The organism is Burkholderia sp. 22PA0106 (assembly GCF_047497155.1).
Lineage (GTDB): Bacteria > Pseudomonadota > Gammaproteobacteria > Burkholderiales > Burkholderiaceae > Burkholderia.
In genome coordinates, this window is record NZ_CP163162.1 from 1,008,255 (window position 1) to 1,028,667 (window position 20,413).

Annotated in this window: 15 protein-coding genes; 7 read left to right on the plus strand and 8 right to left on the minus strand. The window is 69.7% G+C overall.

Going from position 1 to position 20,413, the window contains the following annotated elements; all coding sequences use genetic code 11:
- Positions 1 to 9: 9 nt before the first annotated feature.
- Complete coding sequence (locus tag AB4850_RS04365; RefSeq protein ID WP_414441377.1) at positions 10 to 4,833, minus strand: DEAD/DEAH box helicase; 4,824 nt, start codon at positions 4,831 to 4,833, stop codon at positions 10 to 12.
- Between the two features lie 216 nt (positions 4,834 to 5,049).
- Entirely contained in the window at positions 5,050 to 5,880 is an 831-nt protein-coding gene (locus AB4850_RS04370; protein WP_414441378.1) for a response regulator transcription factor, read from the minus strand.
- 138 nt (positions 5,881 to 6,018) lie between these two features.
- Here AB4850_RS04370 and AB4850_RS04375 point away from each other — a divergent pair, with 138 nt between their 5' ends.
- From AB4850_RS04375 to AB4850_RS04385, 3 genes are all read left to right on the plus strand, one after another.
- Positions 6,019 to 6,855: a carbon-nitrogen hydrolase family protein gene (locus tag AB4850_RS04375; protein ID WP_414441379.1), complete on the plus strand. Its 837-nt coding sequence runs from the start codon at positions 6,019 to 6,021 to the stop codon at positions 6,853 to 6,855.
- 450 nt (positions 6,856 to 7,305) lie between these two features.
- Complete coding sequence (locus AB4850_RS04380) at positions 7,306 to 8,658, plus strand: APC family permease (RefSeq protein ID WP_414441380.1); 1,353 nt, start codon at positions 7,306 to 7,308, stop codon at positions 8,656 to 8,658.
- 163 nt (positions 8,659 to 8,821) lie between these two features.
- Positions 8,822 to 9,487 (plus strand): LysE family translocator, encoded by a 666-nt coding sequence (locus AB4850_RS04385; protein ID WP_414441381.1) that lies wholly within the window; start codon positions 8,822 to 8,824, stop codon positions 9,485 to 9,487.
- A gap of 145 nt (positions 9,488 to 9,632) precedes the next feature.
- On the opposite strand, the gene AB4850_RS04390 is transcribed toward AB4850_RS04385, so the two are convergent.
- Positions 9,633 to 10,151, minus strand: a complete 519-nt coding sequence (locus AB4850_RS04390; RefSeq protein WP_414441382.1) for a metal-dependent hydrolase — start codon at positions 10,149 to 10,151, stop codon at positions 9,633 to 9,635.
- Between the two features lie 268 nt (positions 10,152 to 10,419).
- On the opposite strand from AB4850_RS04390, the gene ggt reads away from it, so the two are divergent.
- Positions 10,420 to 12,141: a gamma-glutamyltransferase gene (ggt, locus tag AB4850_RS04395; protein WP_414441383.1), complete on the plus strand. Its 1,722-nt coding sequence runs from the start codon at positions 10,420 to 10,422 to the stop codon at positions 12,139 to 12,141.
- Between the two features lie 132 nt (positions 12,142 to 12,273).
- Here ggt and AB4850_RS04400 read toward each other — a convergent pair whose 3' ends face one another.
- From AB4850_RS04400 to AB4850_RS04415, 4 genes are all read right to left on the minus strand, one after another.
- Entirely contained in the window at positions 12,274 to 13,176 is a 903-nt protein-coding gene (locus AB4850_RS04400; RefSeq protein ID WP_414441384.1) for a 4-hydroxy-tetrahydrodipicolinate synthase family protein, read from the minus strand.
- A gap of 1 nt (position 13,177) precedes the next feature.
- The gene (locus AB4850_RS04405) at positions 13,178 to 13,471 is read right to left on the minus strand and encodes a hypothetical protein (RefSeq protein ID WP_414441385.1); all 294 of its coding nucleotides are present in this window, start codon (positions 13,469 to 13,471) and stop codon (positions 13,178 to 13,180) included.
- 117 nt (positions 13,472 to 13,588) lie between these two features.
- On the minus strand, positions 13,589 to 14,488 hold the full coding sequence (locus AB4850_RS04410; RefSeq protein WP_414441386.1) for a LysR family transcriptional regulator: 900 nt from the start codon (positions 14,486 to 14,488) through the stop codon (positions 13,589 to 13,591).
- A gap of 219 nt (positions 14,489 to 14,707) precedes the next feature.
- Positions 14,708 to 15,601: a LysR family transcriptional regulator gene (locus tag AB4850_RS04415; RefSeq protein WP_414441387.1), complete on the minus strand. Its 894-nt coding sequence runs from the start codon at positions 15,599 to 15,601 to the stop codon at positions 14,708 to 14,710.
- Positions 15,602 to 15,746: 145 nt separating this feature from the next.
- On the opposite strand from AB4850_RS04415, the gene AB4850_RS04420 reads away from it, so the two are divergent.
- Positions 15,747 to 16,748, plus strand: a complete 1,002-nt coding sequence (locus tag AB4850_RS04420; RefSeq protein ID WP_414441388.1) for an alcohol dehydrogenase catalytic domain-containing protein — start codon at positions 15,747 to 15,749, stop codon at positions 16,746 to 16,748.
- An 88-nt stretch (positions 16,749 to 16,836) separates the two neighbouring features.
- Complete coding sequence (locus AB4850_RS04425; RefSeq protein WP_414441389.1) at positions 16,837 to 17,325, plus strand: cupin domain-containing protein; 489 nt, start codon at positions 16,837 to 16,839, stop codon at positions 17,323 to 17,325.
- A 171-nt stretch (positions 17,326 to 17,496) separates the two neighbouring features.
- Here the strand turns inward: AB4850_RS04425 and AB4850_RS04430 are convergent, their stop codons facing one another.
- Positions 17,497 to 18,960, minus strand: a complete 1,464-nt coding sequence (locus AB4850_RS04430) for a hypothetical protein (RefSeq protein ID WP_414441390.1) — start codon at positions 18,958 to 18,960, stop codon at positions 17,497 to 17,499.
- Positions 18,961 to 19,220: 260 nt separating this feature from the next.
- On the opposite strand from AB4850_RS04430, the gene ppk2 reads away from it, so the two are divergent.
- Positions 19,221 to 20,144 carry a polyphosphate kinase 2 gene (gene ppk2, locus AB4850_RS04435; protein WP_414441391.1) on the plus strand — a complete coding sequence of 308 codons (924 nt, stop codon included), beginning with the start codon at positions 19,221 to 19,223 and terminating at the stop codon, positions 20,142 to 20,144.
- Positions 20,145 to 20,413: the final 269 nt, after the last annotated feature.

Below are 20,413 nucleotides of genomic sequence, written 5' to 3' on the forward strand. Positions count from 1 at the left end.
CGGCGCGTGTCAGCGCCGCCGCGCCAGCTTCACGCGCGCCGTCTCGCGTTCGTCGGGCGGCAGTGCATCCTCATACACGAACTCGCCGCCGATCAGCGCGGCCACGGCCACGCCGTCGCGCAGCAGCACGCGGTTGCCGGCCAGCGCCGGCACCTTGCGGCCCGGCAGCAGCGTGCCGGCCAGGTTCAGCGGATCGGCGCCGCTGACGGCGATCCACTGGCCGTCGGCCGGCTGGCGGCGAATCTCGCGCAGCACCGGAATCGCTTCCGGCAACGCGAATTGCTCGCCGGCCAGCCCCGCCACGAAACGGCCGCCGCGAATCTCGCCGCGCGCCTCCAGCCGCTGATAAACGCGCAACAGTTCGCGCCACGGCGGCAGCCATGCGGCCTCGCGTTCGAGCAGCCGCCAGAACACCACGCCGTAGCGGCGCAGCAGTGTCCAGGCCAGATGTTCGAGCGTGTCGCGTTTGCCGTCCGAGCCGTTGCTGTCGCTTTCACTTTCTCCCGCCATCTCGACGCGCACCGGCCGCCGCACCAGCGACCAGCGCCCGGCGTCGTCCATGCCGCCGATCAACGCGCCGCCGCGCCGTGTGCGCGGGCTGTAGAACGCGCTGCGCTTGACGGCCGGGCGCAGCAGCGCGCGCAGGCCGGCGAAGCTGTCGGCGTTGACGCGGCCGGCCGCCACCAGCTCGCCGAGCGCCTGTTCGAGTTCGACGGGCAGCAGGCGCGTGTCGTCCACCAATTCCTCGAAGAACATCGCGCCATGCGCAGCCAGCGCGTCGTGCACGCGCGTGGCGCGCGCCGACAGCGCCGGGGCGGCACCCTCGTGCAGCGATTGCCAGACGCCGACATGGCGGCGCGGCAGCAGCACGATCGGCGTGGTCTTCACCGGGCCGCCGCCGCTCTTGGCGGCCGCGCCGGCCGGCCGCGCGGGCGGCGCGATGCGGGTCCAGACGATGCGGCCCGAACGGCACAGTTCGTCGATGCCGCCCGTCGTGTAATCGCTCACGCGCGCCGGCAGCAGTTCGTCTTCCCACGCGCCGGCCGCCGCCTCGAAGCCTTCGAGTTGCTCGACCACGGCGGTCAGTGCGTCGCGGCCCTGGCCGCGCGTGTCGGCGCTCGCGTGCTGCCAGTGCAGCAGGAAGCGCATGAAATCGGCGCGCTCGACCGGCTCGATCTCGCGGCGCAGACGCTTGACCGTGTAGCGATGAATGCGCGCGAGCAGATGCCGCTCGCACCATTCCTCGACGCTCGCGCCGGGCGTGAAGCGGCCACGCATGACGTAGCCCTCGGCTTCGAGCGCGAGCAGCGCGGCCTGCACCTCGGCGTCGGGCAGGCCGAGCGGCGCGGCGATGGCGGTCAGCGGCAGCGGGCCGGAGCCGGTCAGCCGCGCGCGGATCACGTCGAGGCGCGCGGCTTCGGGCGTCCAGTCCACGGCGGCGCGGCCTTTCGGCGCGGCGAGCGGCGGGGCGAGGCGCGCGCGCGGATGCAACGCGCGCAGGCAGGCGATCCGTTCGGCCGGCACCCACAGCGTTAGCGCATCGGTCAGCTGCAATGCGCTCACGCGCTTGGCCGCTGCCAGCTCGGTGAGCGCCGCGAACCAGCCGTCGTGCGCGTGCGCTTCGTCGTCGCTGACGCAGGCCAGGCTGACCAGCGCGTCGTGCACTTCGTCGGTGTCGCGCACCAGCGGCCACGCTTCCTCGCGCACGGCGGCGATCGCGTCGGCGTCGAGCGCGCCCAGATCGTCGGCCGATTCGGGGTCGCTCCAGCGGCGCGCCAGCACGGCCTGCGTGCGGCGTTCTTCGAGCGGGGCGTCGTCGAGGAACGCATACGGCTTCGCGTTGAGGATCTCGGCGGCCAGCGGCGACGGCGCGGGCAGGTCGCGCGCCACCAGCGTCACCTCGCCGGCTTCGATGCGGCGCAGCAGCGCGAGCCAGCCTTCGGTGTCGAGCGCGTCGTGCAGGCAGTCGTCGAGCGTCTGATCGACCAGCGGGTGCTTCGGGATTTCGCGCTCGCCGACGATGTTCTCGATGCAGGCCACCTGATCGGGGAACACGGTGGCGAGCAGGTCCTCGCTCTTCATGCGCTGCAGTTGCGGCGCGGTGCGGCGGCCGCCCGTGTAGCGCGGCAGGCCGAGCGAGGTGGTGGCGTTCCAGCGCCAGCGCACCGCGAACAGCGGCGCGTCGAGCAGCGCCTGCACCAGCACGTGCTCGGCGGTGGCCGCGCGCAGGTAGCGCCAGACTTCGTCGAGCACGAAGCTGTGCGCGAGCGACAGCGAGAGGATGATCGCGTCGTCGGTGGCGGCGGCCTGCAGCTCGAAGTTGAACGCGCGGCAGAAGCGCTTGCGCAGCGCGAGGCCCCACGCGCGGTTGATGCGGTTGCCGAACGGCGCGTGGATCACGAGCTGGGTGCCGCCCGATTCGTCGAAGAAGCGCTCCATCACGAGCGTCTGCTGGGTCGGCAGCGCGCCGAGCGCCGCGCGGGCGCGCGCCAGATAGTCGACGATCTGCCGCGCTGCTTCGGGGGCGAGGCCGAGCGAGGCGGTCAGCCAGGTCAGGGCGGGGGCGAGGCGGCTGGCTTCGGTGGACGCGGGGGGGGATGCGGGCGGAGTGGAAGCATCGGGCGACACGGCTGCGGTCAGCTCCGGTGCTTGCGCGGGCGGCTTGCGGGCCGCCTTGGTCCGCGTGGCAGTCGTGGGCATGGTTCGCGCCGGGGCAGGCGCCTTGGTTGGCGTGGCGGCCATCGGCGTGGCCGGTTCCGTGGCAGGCTCCTCGGCTGGCGCGGCAGTCGTGGGCATGGCCCGTCCCGAGGCAGCCGCCTTGGCCTGCGCGGCAGTCGTCGGCGTAACCCGCGCCGAGGCGGCCCCCTTGGACGACACGGCTGCCGCCGACGCCACCCGCGCCGTCACGGCCACCGCCGCCGACGTTCGCGCCGCGCCGATCGCGCGCGAGGCGGCCGGCGCGGCGCGATCGAGTTCGCCCTGTTCGAGCAGCGCGTCGATCGTGGCGCGCAGCCGCGCGACGCCGGCCGACAGTTCGTCGCTGCGCCCCGGCGCCTCGCCGAGCCAGAACGGGATGTTCGGCGCCTGCCCGCGCGCGTCCTCCACCCGCACGCGCCCGTTCTCGACGCGCAGGATCCGGTACGACTGGTTGCCGAGCTGGAACACGTCGCCGGCCAGGCTCTCGATCGCGAAGTCCTCGTTGACGGTGCCGATCTGCGTGGCCTGCGGTTCGAGCAGCACGGCGTAATCGGCGGTATCCGGGATCGTGCCGCCCGAGGTCACGGCCGTGAGCCGCGCGCCGCGCCGGGCGCGTATCGTGCCGGTGCTCAGGTCGCGATGCACATAGGCGCGACGCGGCCCGCGCCGGCTCGAAAACCCTTCGGCCAGCATCGCCAGCACCTCGTCGAAGCGTTCGCGCGGCAGCGCCGCGTAGGGCGCGGCCTGCGTGAAGCAGCGGTACAGCGCGGTTTCGTCCCATTCCGCGCAGGCCACCTCGGCGACGATCTGCTGCGCGAGCACGTCGAGCGGCGCCTGCGGCACGCGCAGTTGATCGAGTTCGCCGCGCGCCACGCAATCGAGCAGCGCCGCGCATTCCACCAGCTCGTCGCGCGAGAGCGGGAACAGCCGGCCCTTCGGCGTGCCGCCGACCTGGTGCCCGGAGCGGCCGACGCGTTGCAGGAACGGCGCGATGCCGCGCGGCGAACCGATCTGGCAGACCAGGTCGATGTCGCCGATATCGATGCCGAGTTCGAGCGAGGCGGTGGCCACCAGCAGCTTGAGCTTGCCGTGCTTGAGGCGCTGTTCGGCGTCGAAACGGGCTTCCTTGGCGAGGCTGCCGTGATGTGCGGCGATCGCGTCGTTGCCGAGCCGGTCGCCGAGATGGCGCGCGAGCCGCTCGGCCAGCCGGCGCGTGTTGACGAACACGAGCGTGGTGCGGTGCGTGGCGGCGAGTTCGGCGATGCGGTCGTACACGCGCTCCCACACGTCGTTCGACATCACTGCGTCGAGCGGCACGGGCGGCAGTTCGAGCGCGAGATCGCGCTCGCGCACGTGGCCGACATCGACGATCGTGCAGGCCGGCGCGGCCGCGCCGTTTGCTTCGTCATCCTGCGTATCGCCCGTATTCGCCGCATGCGTCGTGCCCACCAGGAATCGCGCCACCCGGTCGATCGGCTTCTGCGTGGCCGACAGCCCGATGCGCGGCAGCGCCCGCCCGGCCAGCGCATCGAGCCGCGCGAGCGACAGCGCCAGATGGCTGCCGCGCTTGTTGCCGGCCAGCGCGTGGATCTCGTCGACGATGGTGGTGCGCACCGTCGACAGCATGCGCCGCCCCGATTCCGACGACAGCAGCACGTACAGCGATTCCGGCGTGGTCACGAGGATGTGCGCGGCACGCTTGCGCAGCGCGTTGCGCTCGGCCTGCGTGGTGTCGCCGGTTCGCACGGCGGTGCGGATCTCGGGCACCGGCAGGCCGAGCCGCGCGAGTTCCTCGCCGATGCCGGCCAGCGGCGCGTCGAGGTTGGTGCGGATGTCGTTCGACAGCGCCTTCAGCGGCGAGACGTACACCACCAGCGTGGCGTCGGGCAGCGTGCCGTCGTGCGCGAGCGCGTCGCGCACCAGCTCGTCGATCGCGCAGAGGAACGCGGTCAGCGTCTTGCCCGAGCCGGTCGGCGCGGCCACCAGCGTCGAGCGGCCGGCCTGGATCGGCGGCCAGGCAAGCGCCTGCGCCTCGGTGGGCGCGTCGAAGCGGCGCGCGAACCACGCGGCGACGGCCGGATGAAAGGCGTCGAGCGGGTTGCTGCCGGGGCGGGGGCGGCGGGTACGGGTGTCCATCTCGATGGCTCGGGCGGGCGCGGTGCGCACGCGCCCCATTAAGGGTGCAGTGATGGCCGAAGGGAAAGGATCAGTGTGCCAGAGCCCCGACGGGGCCGGATCGGCTGGCGCGGGGTGCTTGGCACGAGCGGCGTCATCGCGACCACACCGACCACACCGGCCCAGATGGGGATGCTCCCGCCTAACGCAATGCCCGTGCGCGGCCGGCGGCCGAGGTCAGCGCCCCGGCTCGTAGAACAGCGCGAACAGTTCCGACTGCGAATTGACGCCGAGCTTCGCGTAGATGTGCTTCTTGTGCGCCCGCACCGTCTCGAACGAGATCGTCAGCCGCTCGGAAATCGCGCGTGTCGAGAAGCCGCTCAGGCTCAGTCGCACCACCTCGACCTCGCGCGCCGTCAGCGGCGTGTGCCCGCGCTGCTGCACCACGCGCTCGAAATGCTCGGCATAGCTGGCCTCGTCGGGCGCGGCCGGCAGCGCCGCATCGGCTTCGAGCGCCGTGCCTCGCGTGCTGCCGCCGGTAAAGGTTTCGTAAGGCAGGCGCTGCCGCATCAGCGCGATCACCCACGGCGCCACCACCGCGAACACGGCGAGATCGCGCTCGCTGTAACGCCGCGTCGCGCCGAGCGAGAAGATCAGCGTGTGGCTCTCGTCGACGGCATGGTTGAACTGCACCTCGTCGCCGATGATGTTGCTCTTGAAGTAGCGCTGGTAATAATCGGTCATCCGGAAGTTGTCCGGCGCGACCGATTCGAGCGTGACGAGGCCCGAGGCGGGGCGCTCGCAGGCCGCGATATAGAACGGATCGAGCTGGTACAGCGCGCCCAGGTAGCTCTGGAACATCACATCCACGGTGCCGTCGGGGGTGGGCGATTCGGCGCACACCAGCGGGGCGCGCTCGCGCGCGAACAGCAGCCCCACCCAACTGTCGAACGGCACGAAGCGTTGCAGCACGCGGCTCAGGCGGGTCCAGAAGTCGGCGCTGTCGATCGCTTCGATCAGCGTCGCGACGTGGTGATGGAACGCGAGATCGCGCCAGTCGAGCTCCATGTGTCCTCCGATCGTGGTAACCCAGGTGGGGAATTCCTGGACAAAAATAACGTCCCGATAATAGCGCCACGCCGCAGGCTCGGGCCGCGGCGCAATGCGAGCGCGAGTCTATCGGCCCGCAATACTGGAGGCAAGCAGATGCAAATCGAATTGGCGCAGATCCCGGTGGTCGACGGCAACGTCGAACCGAATCTGGCGCGTGTGACCGAGGTGATCGGCGCGCGGCGCGACGGCACCGACCTGATCGTGTTTCCCGAAACCACGCTGACCGGCTTTCCGACGCGCGAGAACGTGCGTGACGTGGCCGAGCCGCTCGACGGCCCGTCGCTGCGTGCGGTGCGCGACGCCGCGCGCGCGGCCGGCACGGGCGTGGCGGTGGGGTTCGCCGAGCGCGACGGCGAGCGCTTCTACAACACCACGGTGCTGATCGACGCCGCCGGCGAGATCGCGCTGCGTTACCGCAAGACCCACCTGTGGGCGTCCGACGTCGGCGTGTTCGAGCCGGGCGAGCGCTTTGCCGTGTGCGAATTCAAGGGCCTGACGGTTGGCCTGCTGATCTGCTACGACATCGAATTTCCCGAGACGGCCCGCGCGATCGCCTCGCTCGGCGCCGATCTGCTGATCGTGACCAACGGCAACATGGATCCGTTCGGCCCCGTGCATCGCCGCGCGATCGTGGCGCGCGCGATGGAAAACCAGATGTTCGCGGCGCTCGTCAACCGCATCGGCGGCGGCGACGACAACCTGAGCTTCCCCGGCGAGTCGGCGCTGATCGCGCCATCGGGCGATGTCCTGAGCGAGTTGCACGGCGAGGATGCCGTGCTGTGCACCACGCTCGACCCGGCGCTGCTCGCGGCGAGCCGGGAGCACTACAGCTATCTGCACGACGCGCGCGTGCGGCTCGACCTGCGCGACGATCCCGCGCCGGACGCCGAGCCGTTCGCGGGGCGCGGCCGCGTGATTCGCGCGCGCTGAACCCGGGCGGGGAGGTGGCGCGCCGGCTCATGACCGGCCTGCCGCTTCGTGGTGGCTGGTGTTGCTGCTGCGTCGCTGCTCGGTTGCTGCTTGGTTACCGCTTAGTTACCGCTTAAGTTGCCGTTCCGCTGCTGCTTCGTGCCGGGTTGCTGCCTCGCTGTTGTTGCGTTGCCGCTCGACAGCCGCACCGCCTGATCGTCTTGCCGCCTGACCGTTCGCTCGGGCCCGCCGCCGTGCGCGAGCGGGCCGGCGCGAGCCGTAGCCGTCCACCGCCGGGCGTCCGCCCGGCGGGCCGTTGTTCGCTTTCTTGACCTTGGCCTGACCGTAGATCCATGCCGCCGCCGCGGCGACGTCGCCTGCCTTGCGCAGCGCGCCGTCACGCGGTGCGGCCCCGTGCAACCTGGTGTTTTGCGTAGGAGCGCGCGTTGCCGCGCTCACTGGAGACCGACCATGACTCAATCCTCCCCGTCGCGCCCCGACGGCCACGAGCCGCGCCTGAAGCGCACGCTCGGCCTGCCGTCCGTGCTGTTGTTCGGCCTGGCCTACATGGCGCCGCTGATCGTCTACGGCACCTACGGCGTGCTGGCCGGCGCGAGCCAGGACACGGCCGCGCTGGCCTATCTGCTGGCGCTGATCGCGATCGTGTTCACGGCCCTGAGCTACGGCAAGCTCGCGCGCCTGTTCCCGGTGGCAGGCTCTGCCTACACGTACACGCGCAAGACCTTCAACGCGCATCTCGGCTTCATGATCGGCTGGGCCACGCTGCTCGATTACTTCTTCCTGCCGATGGTGATCTGGCTGATCGGCGCGGCCTATCTGGGCGCGGCGTTTCCGTCGATTCCGGCGTGGGTGTGGATCGTCGCGTTCATCGTGCTGACGAGCGGCCTGAACATCCTCGGCATCGAGCTGGCGAACCGCTTCAACATCGTGCTGATGGTGGTGCAACTGATAATCGTCGCGCTGTTCGTGGCGCTGTGCTGCCACTACGCGATGGCGGCCGCCGGCCCCGGCGGCATTCTCGCCGCGCAGCCGTTCTTCAATGCGCACGTGCCGCTGTCGGCCACCATGGCCGGCGCCGCGATCGCCGCGTATTCGTATCTGGGCTTCGACGCGGTATCGACGCTGACCGAGGAAACCGTCAATCCCGAGAAGACGATTCCGCGAGCCATCGTGCTGATCGCGCTGATCGGCGGCGCGATCTTCGTGATCGCGGCCTACACGCTGCAACTGGCGCATCCGGGCGCGGTGTTCAAGGACCCGGATTCGGCCGCGTTCGAGATCGCCAAGAAGGTGGGCGGCGACATTTTCGTGTCGGTGTTCCTGGCCGGGCTGATCCTCGCGCAGTTCGCCTCGGGCATCTCGGCGCAGGCCAGCGTCGGCCGGCTGCTCTACGCGATGGGCCGCGACGAGGTGCTGCCGCGCCGCATCTTCGGCTACATCCACCCGCGCTTCCAGACGCCCGCGCTCAATATCGCGTTCGCCGGCGTGATCGGGTTGATCGCGTTGAAGCTCGACGTGGCCACCTCCACCTCGTTCATCAACTTCGGCGCGTTCCTCGCGTTCACCTCGGTCAACCTGTGCGTGATGCGCCAGTATTTCGTGCTGTCGCCCGAGCAGCGCCGCTTCGGCGCGATCGGCGGGCTGCTGTTCCCGGCGCTCGGCGCGATCGCCGATATCTGGCTGCTCGTGAGCCTCGAGAAATCGGCGCTGGTGCTGGGGGCGATCTGGTTCGTGCTGGGCCTGGCTTACTTGGGCTGGCTCACGCGCGGCTTCCGTCAGGCGCCGCCGGAAATGGCGGTCTGACCGGCCGCGAAGGCCGGGCAGCGAACGAGCAGGGAACGGGGCAAGGGCTTGCCGGACGTGACGCCCTGCGCGTTGGGCCCGGCCCCAGTACAATCTCGGCCTCGCGCGCAATGCGCGGGGCCGTTCCGTTTGGGGCACGGCCCTTTATGGAAAGGAAGCGCAAGTGATTGACCTGTCGACGCTCGGCACATTCATCGTGATCATGTTCGGACTGTTCCTGGTGCCGGGGCCGGCCGTGCTGATGGTGCTCTCGCGCACCGCGCAAGGCGGCTGGCGCGCCGGCGTGATGGCGAGCGTGGGCTGCGCGATCGGCGACATCGTCCATACGTTCGCGGCCGGGGCCGGGCTGTCGGCGCTGCTGATGACGTCCTCGATCGCGTTCAATGCCGTGAAATACGTGGGCGCGGCTTATCTGTTCTATCTGGGCTGGCGCTCGTGGCGCGAGCCGGCGCCGAAGCTGGCCGCCCAGGCCCAGGCCCAGGCCCCGGCCGCCGATGGCGCGCCGCCGGTGCAGCAGGATGTGTCGCCGGTGCGCGTGTGCGGCCAGGCGATCCTGACCGAATTGCTCAACCCGAAGACGGCGCTGTTCTTCATCGCGTTCCTGCCTCAGTTCGTGCATCCCGAGAACGGGCATGCGTTCTTCCAGTTCGTCGAGTTGGGGGTGCTGTTCGCGGTGTTCGGCACGCTCTACACCTCGATGCTGGTGTTCGCGCTGCGGCCGCTGCGTCACATGCTCGGCAGGCTGCCGCTGCTGCGCCGCCTGCAGGGCAAGCTGATCGGCTCGATGCTGATCGGGCTCGGCGTGAAGGTCGCGGCGCAGACGCGCTGATTGCGATTTCTCGTAGGTGACTATCGGCGCTTTCCGATTCAACGCGCGCCGCGCGTTCACTAACATCGAAAGGTTTTGATCGTGCCGGGCGCGAACCGCGTTCGTATTCCGCTCTCACGCCTCGCCTCGCGCTTCAACCCGCCGCTCAAGCCATCCTCAACCACCGCAGCCAATGCTCGAGCAGCGCATCGCGCTGCCACGCCGCCTGCGCAAGCCATAGCGCGCCGATCCACGCGACCGTCACCACGATCAGGTCGCAACGGCCGCTTTTCCACCAGTTCAGCGAGTGACGTTGCAGGATCCACGGCACGCCGAGCGGGTTCGGCCAATCCGCGAGCAGATGCATGAGCCCGCCGCACGCGAAGCCGAACAGCGGCGGCGCCCACGCATGCTGCGCGGCCACGGCGCGATCGGCGAACCACAGCAGCGCGATCCAGCCGATGCCCCAATGTGTCGCCGTCCGATGTTTGATCCAGAGCCGCCGCTTGCGCGTCCACCAGGCCACTTCGAGCCAGTCGGGCGCGGTGCCGCCGGCCACGCCGCCGAGGAAGGCGGCGAAGCTGCCGGCGTGCCATGCGCCGGCGGCGCCGGCCTGCCAGACGAGCGCGGCGGCGATCAAACCGGCTGCCCAGCCGGTCGCACGATGAGCGTTATGTGAAGCCATGCGGGGAAACGTGCGAAGGTGCGCTGCAAAAAATCCGGGGCGCCATCTTCTCAGATCGGCACCGCGTGCGGATCATCTGCGGCGGAATATTTCTCTGCGCGCATGAATTGCATCTAACGGTCGCTAACGCGCAAAAGCCCTGCATTCAGCACGGAAAGTTGCATTGCACCATCGTGTCTCAAGCATTTTTTTCAAGTTCTGGAACATGCTATAAGCGGCGAGACGGCCTTTTTCCAGCACGCCTGTATTCACTCATGAGGGATGCGCAATGAACGTTACGTTCCAACGTTTCAGGATTTCCGTCGTCGCGGCTTGCGCCGGCGTCGCCGTTTCGGGCTTCATGCCCGCCGCCCCCGCGCTCGCCAAGACACCGTTGCATGCGCAACTAACTGGATCGGCGGTGGCGGTCGCCGACAAATACAGTGCCGACGCCGCCGAGAAAATCTTCAAGGAAGGCGGCAACGCGGTGGACGCCGCTGTCGCGATCGCGTTCACGCTGGCGGTCACGTATCCCGAGGCCGGCAACATCGGCGGCGGCGGTTTCATGACGCTCTACGTCGACGGCAAGCCGTACTTTCTCGACTATCGCGAAAGCGCGCCGCTCGCCGCCACCAAGGACATGTATCTCGATAAGGACGGCAACGTCATCAAGGGCATGAGCCTGTACGGGCCGCGCGCGGTGGGCGTGCCGGGCACCGTGTCGGGCATGTGGGAAGCACAGAAGCGCTTCGGCAAGCTCAAGTGGCAGCAGGTGCTCGCGCCCGCCATCCATTACGCGAAGGACGGTTTCATGGTGGACGAGCAACTCGCGCAGCGCGGCGCGGACGCCTCCAAGGAATTCGACGGCAAGACCAACTTCGACAAGTTCTTCGGCGCGATGAAGGCCGGCACGAACTTCAAGCAGCCCGACCTGGCCAACGTGTTGCAGCGCATCTCGTCGCAGGGCGCGAAGGGCTTCTACGAGGGGCCGACGGCCGCGAAGATCGCCGCCGCGATGCAGCCCGGCGACGGCCTCATCACCGCCGAGGATCTCGCGCAGTACAAGGCGGTCTGGCGTCAGCCGGTCGAGGCGAACTGGAACGGCTATCACGTGATCACCGCGCCGCCGCCGAGTTCGGGCGGGGTGGGGCTGGTGCAGTTGCTGAAGATGAAGGAGGATCGCGCGGCCGACTTCAAGGGCGTGCCGCTCAATTCGGCGCAGTACGTGCACCTGGTGGCCGAGATCGAGAAGCGCGTGTTCGCCGATCGCGCGCAATACCTCGGCGACCCCGATTTCTATAAGGTGCCGGTGGCGCAGTTGACCGACGACGCCTATATCGCCAAGCGCGCGGCCGAGGTCAATCCGGTTTCGCCGTCGGACACGCAGAGCGTGAAGCCGGGCCTCGGCACCACGATGCCGGAGAAGGCCGAAACGACGCACTTCTCGGTGGTGGACAAGTGGGGCAACGCGGTGTCGAACACGTACACCATCAACGGCTATTTCGGCTCGGGCGTGGTGGCGGAAGGCACCGGCATCGTGCTCAACGACGAGATGGACGACTTCTCCGCGAAGCCGGGCGTGGCCAACATGTTCGGCGTGGTGGGCAGCGACGCGAACGCGATCGAGCCGAAGAAGCGGCCGCTGTCGTCGATGTCGCCGACGATCCTGACCCGGGACGGCAAGGTGGCGCTGGTGATCGGCACGCCGGGCGGCTCGCGCATCTTCACCTCGATCTTCCAGGTGATCACCAACGTCTACGATTTCGGCATGCCGCTGAAGCAGGCGGTGGGCGCGTTCCGCTTCCATCACCAGTTGCTGCCGCCGAACACGATCTTCTGGGAGCCGTACCACCCGATCACGGGCGAACTGGCGCAGCAGATCGAGGCGAAGGGCTACACGCTGAAGGGGCAGGATTTCAGCGGCGATATCCAGGTGATCCGCGTCGACGGCAAGACGCCGGAGGCGGCGGCCGATCCGCGTGGGCGTGGCGTGACGCGTATCGTGCGCTGAGGGCGCTGAGGGCGTGACAGGCGTTCAGTGCTCAAGTGCCTTGCGAGCGTTGAATGCGCCCGACATGACCGGCGCAGGCCGATGCGGTGACGATCCCGCATCCGGCCTGCGCCGGTTTTTCTTGTCCCCGCGTTACGTCGGGCTGCCGGCCGGGCACGGCGCGGCCAGCCATTCCGCCCGCAGGCGCTCCAGCATCGGCAGCACGCGCCGCAACTCCGCCACCAGTTGGGGCGAGGCCGGCGTGATCGGCATGCGCACCTCCGGCGAGATGCCGTGCGTGAGCGACAGCATCGCCTTGATCGCGGACGGGTTCGGCGCGGCGAACAGCAACCGCACGACGGGCTGCATCGCGTCGAACAGGCTGTGCGCTTCCGTCACGCGTCCCGCCTCGTGCAGCCGCTGCACTTCGACGAACAGATCGGCGCACACATGCGCGCTGGCCAGCACGCCGCCCGAACCGCCGGTGGCGAGGCAATCGAGGAACGCGCTGTCGGTGCCGCACAGCAGCTCGATCGGCAACGCGTCGAGCGCGCCGAAATGCGCGGGCACGCATTCCTTGATGCCGGCCAGGTTCGGATGACGAAGCAATTGGCGCACGGTGGAAGGCTCGATCGTCACGCCGGTGCGATGCGGCACGTCGTACAGCATCACCGGCCGCCGCGTGTGCTGCGCGATCTGCTCGAAATGCCAGAGCACGCCGGCCTGGTTCGGGCACAGATACGCCGGCGGCGATACCAGATAGCCGGCGATCGCATGTCGTTCGAGCTGGTCGATCTCGGCGAGGAACGCGCGCGTGTCGAGGCCGCCCACGCCGACGAACACCGGCAGCCGGCCAGCGGCGACCTCGACGATGGCTTCCAGCGCGGCGGCGCGTTCGGCGCTGTCGAGCAGCGCGGCCTCGGCCGTGGTGCCGAGCGCGACAAAGCCGGCGATGCCGGTGTCGAGGTACGACGCGGCCAGCGTGCGCAGCGCCGCGGTATCGACGCGGCCGTCGCGAAACGGCGTGACGAGCGGCACCCAGATGCCCTTGAACATGTCAGGCCTCCACGGTGGCGGTGTGCACGATCGGGCCGATGGTGGCCGCGTCGACGCACGACATCAGCAGGTCGAGCAGGGCCGGCATGTCGGGGCTGGCGGTGCCGAGCGTGACGTGGATCGCGCGCCGCGCCGGTTGCACGGTGACGATATGGCTCGCGAGCGTGGAGGCCAGCAGCGTCGCGAGTTGCGCGTCGCGGTGGCCGTGCGTCAGCGAGATGCGGACGCTGGCGCGCGTGACGCGCGGAGTGGGAAACAGGATACGGAGCGGTGTGACAGCCTTGGCTTGGCGCATGCGATGGATGGGAACCCGATCGGGTAGGAAGACCCTCCCAGCGTAGCGAGCCGCGTATCAATACCGCGTAAAAAGATCGGGGCGGCGCGTAAACACGCGGAGCACCGGAGCCGGCGCTCAGTTCGCCTCGTCCGCCTCGCCGTTCACGCAGGCCTCCACCACCTCGACGAACACGCGCTTGAGCGCGCTGTCGTCGTCGCGCCAGATCAGCCCGAGCGGCGCGCGGTGTCCGGGCAGCGCCAGCGGTCGAGCCACCACGTTCGGTGGCACGGCCGAGGCCGCTTCGGCCGGGATCAGCCCGATGCCTAGCCCGGCTGCCACCAGCGCGAGCATGGTGGTGTATTCGCCGAGCTCGCGCGCGATCTCGAGCGTGACCTGCTGCGCGCCGAGCGCCACCAGCAGCGCGTCGAACAGGCCCGGCGCGTAGCGGCGCGCCAGCACGAACGCGGGCTGGCCGCGCAACTGCGCCGGCTGGATCTCGCGGCGGCGCGCGAGCGGATGCGAGGCCGGCACCGCCACCACGAACGGTTCCTCCATGACCACGCGCGTGCGCAGGCCGCCGGCCGCGATCGGCAGCCGCCCGAGCCCGAAGTCGAGCGTGCCGCCTTGCAGCGCGGCGATCTGGTCGGGCGTGGGCATGTCCTTGAGTTCCAGCGCGATGCGCGGGTAACGCGCGTGCAGGGTGCGGATCACGGTGGGCAGCAGCTTCGGCAGCACCGACGACACGAAGCCGAGCCGCAGCGTGCCGATCTCGCCGTGCGCCGACAGCCGCGCCACCTGCGCCGCGCGCGCGGCCTGATCGAGCGTGGCGCGCGCCTCCGGCAGGAACAGGCGGCCCGCGTCGGTCAGCGCGACCTTGTGGCGGTCGCGGTCGAACAGGCGCACGCCGAGGCCGGTTTCGAGCGTCTTGATCTGCATGCTCAGCGCCGGCTGCACGATGCAGAGCCGCTCGGCGGCGCGGCCGAAATGCAGTTCGTCGGCCAGCGCGACGAACGCGCCGAGGTGTTTGAGTTCCATCGCGAAGGCTCCGCACAGCGTGATCAGCCGCGATGATAACAAGTGCGGCGAGGTGGGGCGCGCGGGCCGGTGTGCATGTGGAAACTGCCTGGAAACGCGGGCTTCAATCGATCGGCGGGCCATTGCCACGATGCGTGATTACGGCGACGGTTTCGCGACGATCTCCGCCAGGAAGCGGGCTTCGATCGATCGCTAGGCCATCGCCCTGGCGGCACCTCATCACGGCGCCGATTCCGAGAAAATCTCCACCAGAAAATCGATCACGACACGCACCCGCATCGGCACCCGCCGTCCGGCCGCATGCACCACGTGCATCGGCAGCGGATCGGGCTGGAGCGCCGGCAGCAATTCGCGCACGCGCCCCGCGCAGATCTCGTCGGCCAGCAGCCAGTACGGCGCCTGCGAGATGCCGAGGCCGTGCAGTACGGCCGCGCGGACGTGTTCGGCGTCGCCCGTCAGCAGCGAGCCGCGCGGCAGGTAGGCGATCGATTCGCGGCCCTGCTTGAGCCGCCACGGGCGGCGCTCGCGGTCGCGCGCGAACACGATGCACGGATGCGCGTCGAGCTCCGCGAGCCGCGCCGGCGCGCCGTGCGCGGCGACGTAATCGGCGCTGGCGGCCAGCACCATGCGCGTCTCGCCGAGTCGGCGCGCGCTGAGCGAGGAATCGGCGAGCGGCCCGTGGCGGATCGCCAGATCGATGCCCAGGCCAACCAGATCGACGTTGCGCTCGGACGCGGACAACTCCACCGACACATCCGGATAGCGCCGGAACAGCTCGGGCAGCCGCGGCGTGATCCAGAGCCGGCCATGCGCGGGCGCGGTGTTGATGCGCACCAGCCCGCGCGGCGATTGCTGGCGCACGCCGACCGACGATTCGACCGCCTCGAAATCGTCCACCAGCGGCCGCGCCGCGTCGTAGAACGCCTGCCCGGCCTCGGTGATCGCCACGCGGCGCGAGGTGCGTTGCAGCAGTTGCGCGCCGAGATGGCGCTCCAGCGCGGCGATCTGCTTGCTGACGGCGGGCTGCCCGATGCCTTCCTCGCGGCCCACCGCCGAAAAACTGCCGCGTTCGACCAGCCGGACGAACAGCCGTATTGCGTCGAGACGATCCATGAGCGTGATGTCGATTCATTCCAGAGTGGAATCGATGATATGTGCGAGTCGCGCGTTTCGGCAATCGATGAAACGCCTTAACGTACGGCCTCACCGGGTGTCGTGGCCGCGCCGCGCACCCTCAACCGAAGCGAGGTCTTGAACGATGCAAGCGATTTGCGTGACTCCCGAGCGGGCGCTGACAGTGCGCGAGATCCCCACCCCGGCGCAGCCCGCGCCGGGCCATGTGCTGGTGGAGATGGCCGGCTCGGCGATCAACCACGGCGACAGGACGTTCCTGCGCATGCCGCAGGCTGCCGGCAATGCGCTGAGCGCGGTGCGGCACGACGTGTGGGGCGCGTCGGGCGCGGGTGTGGTCGCAGCGATCGGCGCGGACGTGCCGGCCGCCTATCTCGGCCGGCAGGTGGCGATCTACCGCTCGCTCGGCCGCAGCTCCGAGACGGTCGGCCTGTGGTGCGAGCGCGCCCAGGTGCCGTACACGAACTGCCTGATCCTGCCCGACACCGTCGACGCGCGCGATTACTGCGGCTCGCTGGTCAACGTGATGACGGCCTACGCCTTTCTGGAGGAGATGGCCGAGGCCGGCCACGCCGGTGTGATCGCGACGGCCGGCAATTCGGCGACGGGCCGCGCGCTCGGCGTGCTGGCCCGTGCCCGCAAGCTGCCCGTGATCCTGGTGGCGCGCAACGCGGCGTCGGCCGAGGCGCTGCGTCGCGCGGGCGAGCCGCACGTGGTGACGGCCGGCCCGGCGCTGGCGGACACGCTCGGCCCGCTGGCGGCCTCGCTGAACGCGACGGCCGTGTTCGACGGCGTGGGCGGCGCGCTGCTCGGTGCGCTCGCGCCGGCGCTGGCGCCACGCTCGACGATCTACGCGTATGGCTTTCTCGATCGCACCGAGCCGTTCTCGATCGCCACCGCGCTGCTGATGATGAAGGACCTGACGATCCGCCGCTTCAGCAACTTCGAGAGCGCGACGGTGCGCGATCCCGCCCGGCTGGTGCGCGCGCTGACGGCGCTCGAAGGGCTGATCGACGATCCGGCGCTGCGCACGCGGCTCGGGGCGACGTTCACGTTCGACCGGATCGATGAAGCGATGGCGTTCGAGCCGGCCGACGGCGCGAAGGCCGTGCTGGTCGCCCGCTGCTGAGGGGTGGGGTAGATCGAGGGGCGGGTGGACAGCGCGGCGCATGCATGCTGTCATGCCCGTTCCCCACGACCCTGACAGGAGCCTCGCGATGTCGCGCCCCGATTTCATCAAGCACTGGACCGAACTCGAAGGGCAGGAGGCCGGGCATTACCCCGGCGACCCCGAATCGATGGGCCTCGGCGCGCCGCTCGCGCGCAAGCTCGGGCTGACGCGCCTCGGCATTCATCATGTGCGGCTGCTGCCGGGCCGGCGCACGTCCTATCCGCACGCCGAGAGCGCCGAGGAGGAGTTTGCGTACGTGATCGAGGGCACGCCCGACGTCTGGATCGACGGCCATCTGCACCGGCTCGCGCCCGGCGACGCGGTGGCGTTTCCGGCCGGCACCGGCATTTGCCACACGTTCCTGAACAACACGCAGGACGAGGTGCGCTTGATCGTGGTCGGGGAGACGCCGAAGGACGAGAACCGGATTCGCTATCCGTTGAACGCCGCGCACGAAGCAGCGCGCGACGACCGCTGGATCGATTGGCCCGAACGGCCGCTCGGGCCGCATGACGGGAAGCCGCGCATCGAATGAGCGGGAAGCGGCGCACTGCTTGAACGAGATGCCGCGAATTGCGTGAGCAGGAAGCCGGGCATCATCCGAGCGTCAAGCCACGCATTGCCCAAGCAGAAATCCACGCGTCAACTGAACCTGAAGCCGCGCAGCACCCGGCGCGGCGTCCGCCGTGCGCGTTCACGCCGCCGTTCAAACCACCGACGCCCCGGCTTCCCCGCCGAGCACCACGCTCTCCAGCCACCCGACCAGCCCCTCCAGCACCGGCTGCCAATCCCCACTATCCCTCTGACGCAGCACCGTAACGCCCGGCAGCCACGGCGACACAGTGCCCGCGTTCCCCCAGCGCCAATCGCCCGACCGATTGACCGGCACGCAGGTGGTCGCGCCGAGCAGCGCGGCCAGGTTCGCGACCGACGAATCGACGGCGATCACCGCATCGAGTTCGCGGATGCAGGCGGCGGTGTCGTCGAAGCCCTCGATATCGGGCGCGTAGTGGCGCATTCCGCGCGGCAGGCCGCCGGCCAGGGCCTCGCCGCTCGGATGATGCAGGCTCACGAACAGCACGTGCGAGGCCAGCGCCGGATGCGCGATCAGCCGCTCGACGGCCTCGCGCGGCAGGCTGCGGCGCGCGGCCCAGCACCGCGCCGCGCTGCCGAGTTCGGGGCGGTGCCGGTGCGAGCAGTCGTAGCACAGGCCCACCAGCTTGCGGCCCGGCGCGGCGGCGCGTATCCGGCGCGCCCACAGCGTGGCGGCGCGCGCGCGGTCGGTCGGCACCCGCAGGTACGGCTCGAAACGGCCGCGCGGCCGGGCGCGCGTGGCGTCGAGCAGCGGCAGATGCAGCAGGCTCGCGTGCAGGTCCGGCGCGAACACCGCGATCTCGCGCCGCAGCGCTTCCGGTAGCGGTTCGCCCGCCCCCACCGGGCGCGGCGCATCCACCACCCGGCAATCGGGCAGCGAGGCACGCAGCAGCGGCAGTAGCGGCGTATCGCAGGTGATCATCAGCCGCGCGCCGGCATGCAGCCAGTCGCGCGCGGCGGCCAGCATCAGCAGTTGATCGCCGAAGCCGAGCTGGTGCGTGATCAGCACGCGCCGTCCCGACACGTCCCCGCCGTTCCACATCGGCAGATCGGTGCGATAGCTGCCGCTCGACACGGGGTCGTCGTTGCGGCGCAGCCAGCCGGCGAAGCCGCGCGGCTCGCCGAGCTTGAGCCAGGCCTCGCCGAGCCGGTGCGCGGCGAGCGCGGCGGCGGCGGTGTTGCCGGCCGTCGTGGCGTGGCGCATGCCCAGATCGAGATGACGGATGCCGGCCTCCAGGTCGCCCGCCATCGCCAGTTCGTGGCCGAGCCGCGTGTCGAAGCCGGCGCGCGGCCAGGGCAGGCCGGCATGGCGGCGCAGCATCTCGGCGGCCTCGCGATGGCGTCCGGCCAGCGACAGCGCCTGCACGCGCATTTCGACGAATTCGGCCGCGAACGGGTCGATCGCCAGCGCCTGATCGGCCCATGGCAGCAGTTCGTCTTCGCGCTGCCGGTCGATCAGGCCCCGGCAGATGTCACGCAGGAACGCGGGAATGTCGGCGGCCCGCGCCGGCCGGGCGAGCGGCACGCGGAACGGCTCATCGGCCGAATAAGACGAATGGGGGGTGGGGGTACGCATCGGGCGTCGGTGTGCAGGTGTCTCGGGTCCGGTTCTGTTTCTGGCGCGGGCCGGCGAGCCGGTCGCACATCGTCGCTGCAATCGTCAGTGTAGAGAATCGGTTCGCGTCCGGGGAGGGGCGGCGACGGAAAATCGATGTCGGCGGGCCGGGTAAAGGGGCCGGACATCCAGCCGATGTTCGCGCGGTTAATGCAGTTGACATGCGGCGCTGAGATAATCGGGAACGCCCGAATCTGACGGTTTACCAAGGAGGCAGCACGATGACCGACACCCGTACCGAAGAACTGGACGCCGAAGCGCGTCAGCGCCGCCTGGAAGAAGACCTCGTCGACGCCTACGACGAAGAACTCGAAATGGAGCTGGACGACCGCCGTTTCGACGATGAAGCCACGATGTTCTCGGCAGAACGCCGCGAATCGCGCAAGCAGTACTTCCGCGAGCTGTTCCGCCTGCAGGGCGAGCTCGTCAAGCTGCAGGACTGGGTGGTCGCCACGGGCCACCGCCTGGTGGTGATCTTCGAAGGCCGCGACGCGGCCGGCAAGGGCGGCGCGATCAAGCGGATCACGCAGCGCCTGAACCCGCGCGTGTGCCGCGTGGCCGCGCTGCCGGCGCCGAACAACCGCGAGCGCACCCAGTGGTATTTCCAGCGCTACACCGCGCATCTGCCGGCCGGCGGCGAGATCGTGCTGTTCGACCGCAGCTGGTACAACCGCGCCGGCGTCGAGCGGGTGATGAACTTCTGCACCGATGACGAGTACGAGGAATTCTTCCGCTCGGTGCCCGAGTTCGAGAAGATGCTGGTGCGCAGTGGCATCCAGATCGTCAAATATTGGTTCTCGATCACCGACGAAGAGCAGGAAACGCGCTTCGAGGCCCGCATCCAGGATCCGCTCAAGCAGTGGAAACTGAGCCCGATGGATCTCGAAAGCCGTCGCCGCTGGGAAGCCTATACGGCCGCCAAGGAAGAGATGCTGTCGCGCACGCATATTCCCGAGGCGCCGTGGTGGGTGGTGCAGGCCGTCGACAAGAAGCGCGCGCGCCTGAACTGCATCGACCACCTGTTGAGCCTGGTGCCGTATCACGAGGTCGAACACGCGCCGGTGCTGCTGCCGGAGCGCGTTCACCACGAGGATTACCTGCGCCGCCCGGTGCCGGATTCGATGATCGTGCCGGAACGCTACTGATCCCGGCCGACACGCCCGGGGCGGCCAGACCGGCTCGCCTTGGGGTCGAGTGTCGGGGTTGACAAACACACGGGCATCACGGATGCTCTCGCTCCATGACCCGTCTCGCCTTCCCGATCGCGCACATTATTCGCACCATTCATCGAATGGTGGGTTAGCGCGCGCAAGGAAGCCGTCACGAAACCCGCCCCCGAGGCGGGTTTTTTGTTTCCGTCTCCGGGCACGATCATCCCCAAGCCAGGAGCGTTCGATGCTGTCGCTGTCCAGTC

What these genes read in the sequence shown, in the direction of transcription:
- AB4850_RS04410 (WP_414441386.1), bottom strand. Translation starts at nt 14,488, where the DNA reads ATGGAACTCAAACACCTCGGCGCGTTCGTCGCGCTGGCCGACGAACTG.
- AB4850_RS04375 (WP_414441379.1), top strand. Translation starts at nt 6,019, where the DNA reads ATGCAAATCGAATTGGCGCAGATCCCGGTGGTCGACGGCAACGTCGAA.
- AB4850_RS04380 (WP_414441380.1), top strand. Translation starts at nt 7,306, where the DNA reads ATGACTCAATCCTCCCCGTCGCGCCCCGACGGCCACGAGCCGCGCCTG.
- AB4850_RS04365 (WP_414441377.1), bottom strand. Translation starts at nt 4,833, where the DNA reads ATGGACACCCGTACCCGCCGCCCCCGCCCCGGCAGCAACCCGCTCGAC.
- AB4850_RS04400 (WP_414441384.1), bottom strand. Translation starts at nt 13,176, where the DNA reads ATGTTCAAGGGCATCTGGGTGCCGCTCGTCACGCCGTTTCGCGACGGC.
- AB4850_RS04430 (WP_414441390.1), bottom strand. Translation starts at nt 18,960, where the DNA reads ATGCGTACCCCCACCCCCCATTCGTCTTATTCGGCCGATGAGCCGTTC.
- AB4850_RS04370 (WP_414441378.1), bottom strand. Translation starts at nt 5,880, where the DNA reads ATGGAGCTCGACTGGCGCGATCTCGCGTTCCATCACCACGTCGCGACG.
- AB4850_RS04415 (WP_414441387.1), bottom strand. Translation starts at nt 15,601, where the DNA reads ATGGATCGTCTCGACGCAATACGGCTGTTCGTCCGGCTGGTCGAACGC.
- AB4850_RS04405 (WP_414441385.1), bottom strand. Translation starts at nt 13,471, where the DNA reads ATGCGCCAAGCCAAGGCTGTCACACCGCTCCGTATCCTGTTTCCCACT.
- AB4850_RS04425 (WP_414441389.1), top strand. Translation starts at nt 16,837, where the DNA reads ATGTCGCGCCCCGATTTCATCAAGCACTGGACCGAACTCGAAGGGCAG.
- AB4850_RS04420 (WP_414441388.1), top strand. Translation starts at nt 15,747, where the DNA reads ATGCAAGCGATTTGCGTGACTCCCGAGCGGGCGCTGACAGTGCGCGAG.
- AB4850_RS04390 (WP_414441382.1), bottom strand. Translation starts at nt 10,151, where the DNA reads ATGGCTTCACATAACGCTCATCGTGCGACCGGCTGGGCAGCCGGTTTG.
- ppk2 (WP_414441391.1), top strand. Translation starts at nt 19,221, where the DNA reads ATGACCGACACCCGTACCGAAGAACTGGACGCCGAAGCGCGTCAGCGC.
- ggt (WP_414441383.1), top strand. Translation starts at nt 10,420, where the DNA reads ATGAACGTTACGTTCCAACGTTTCAGGATTTCCGTCGTCGCGGCTTGC.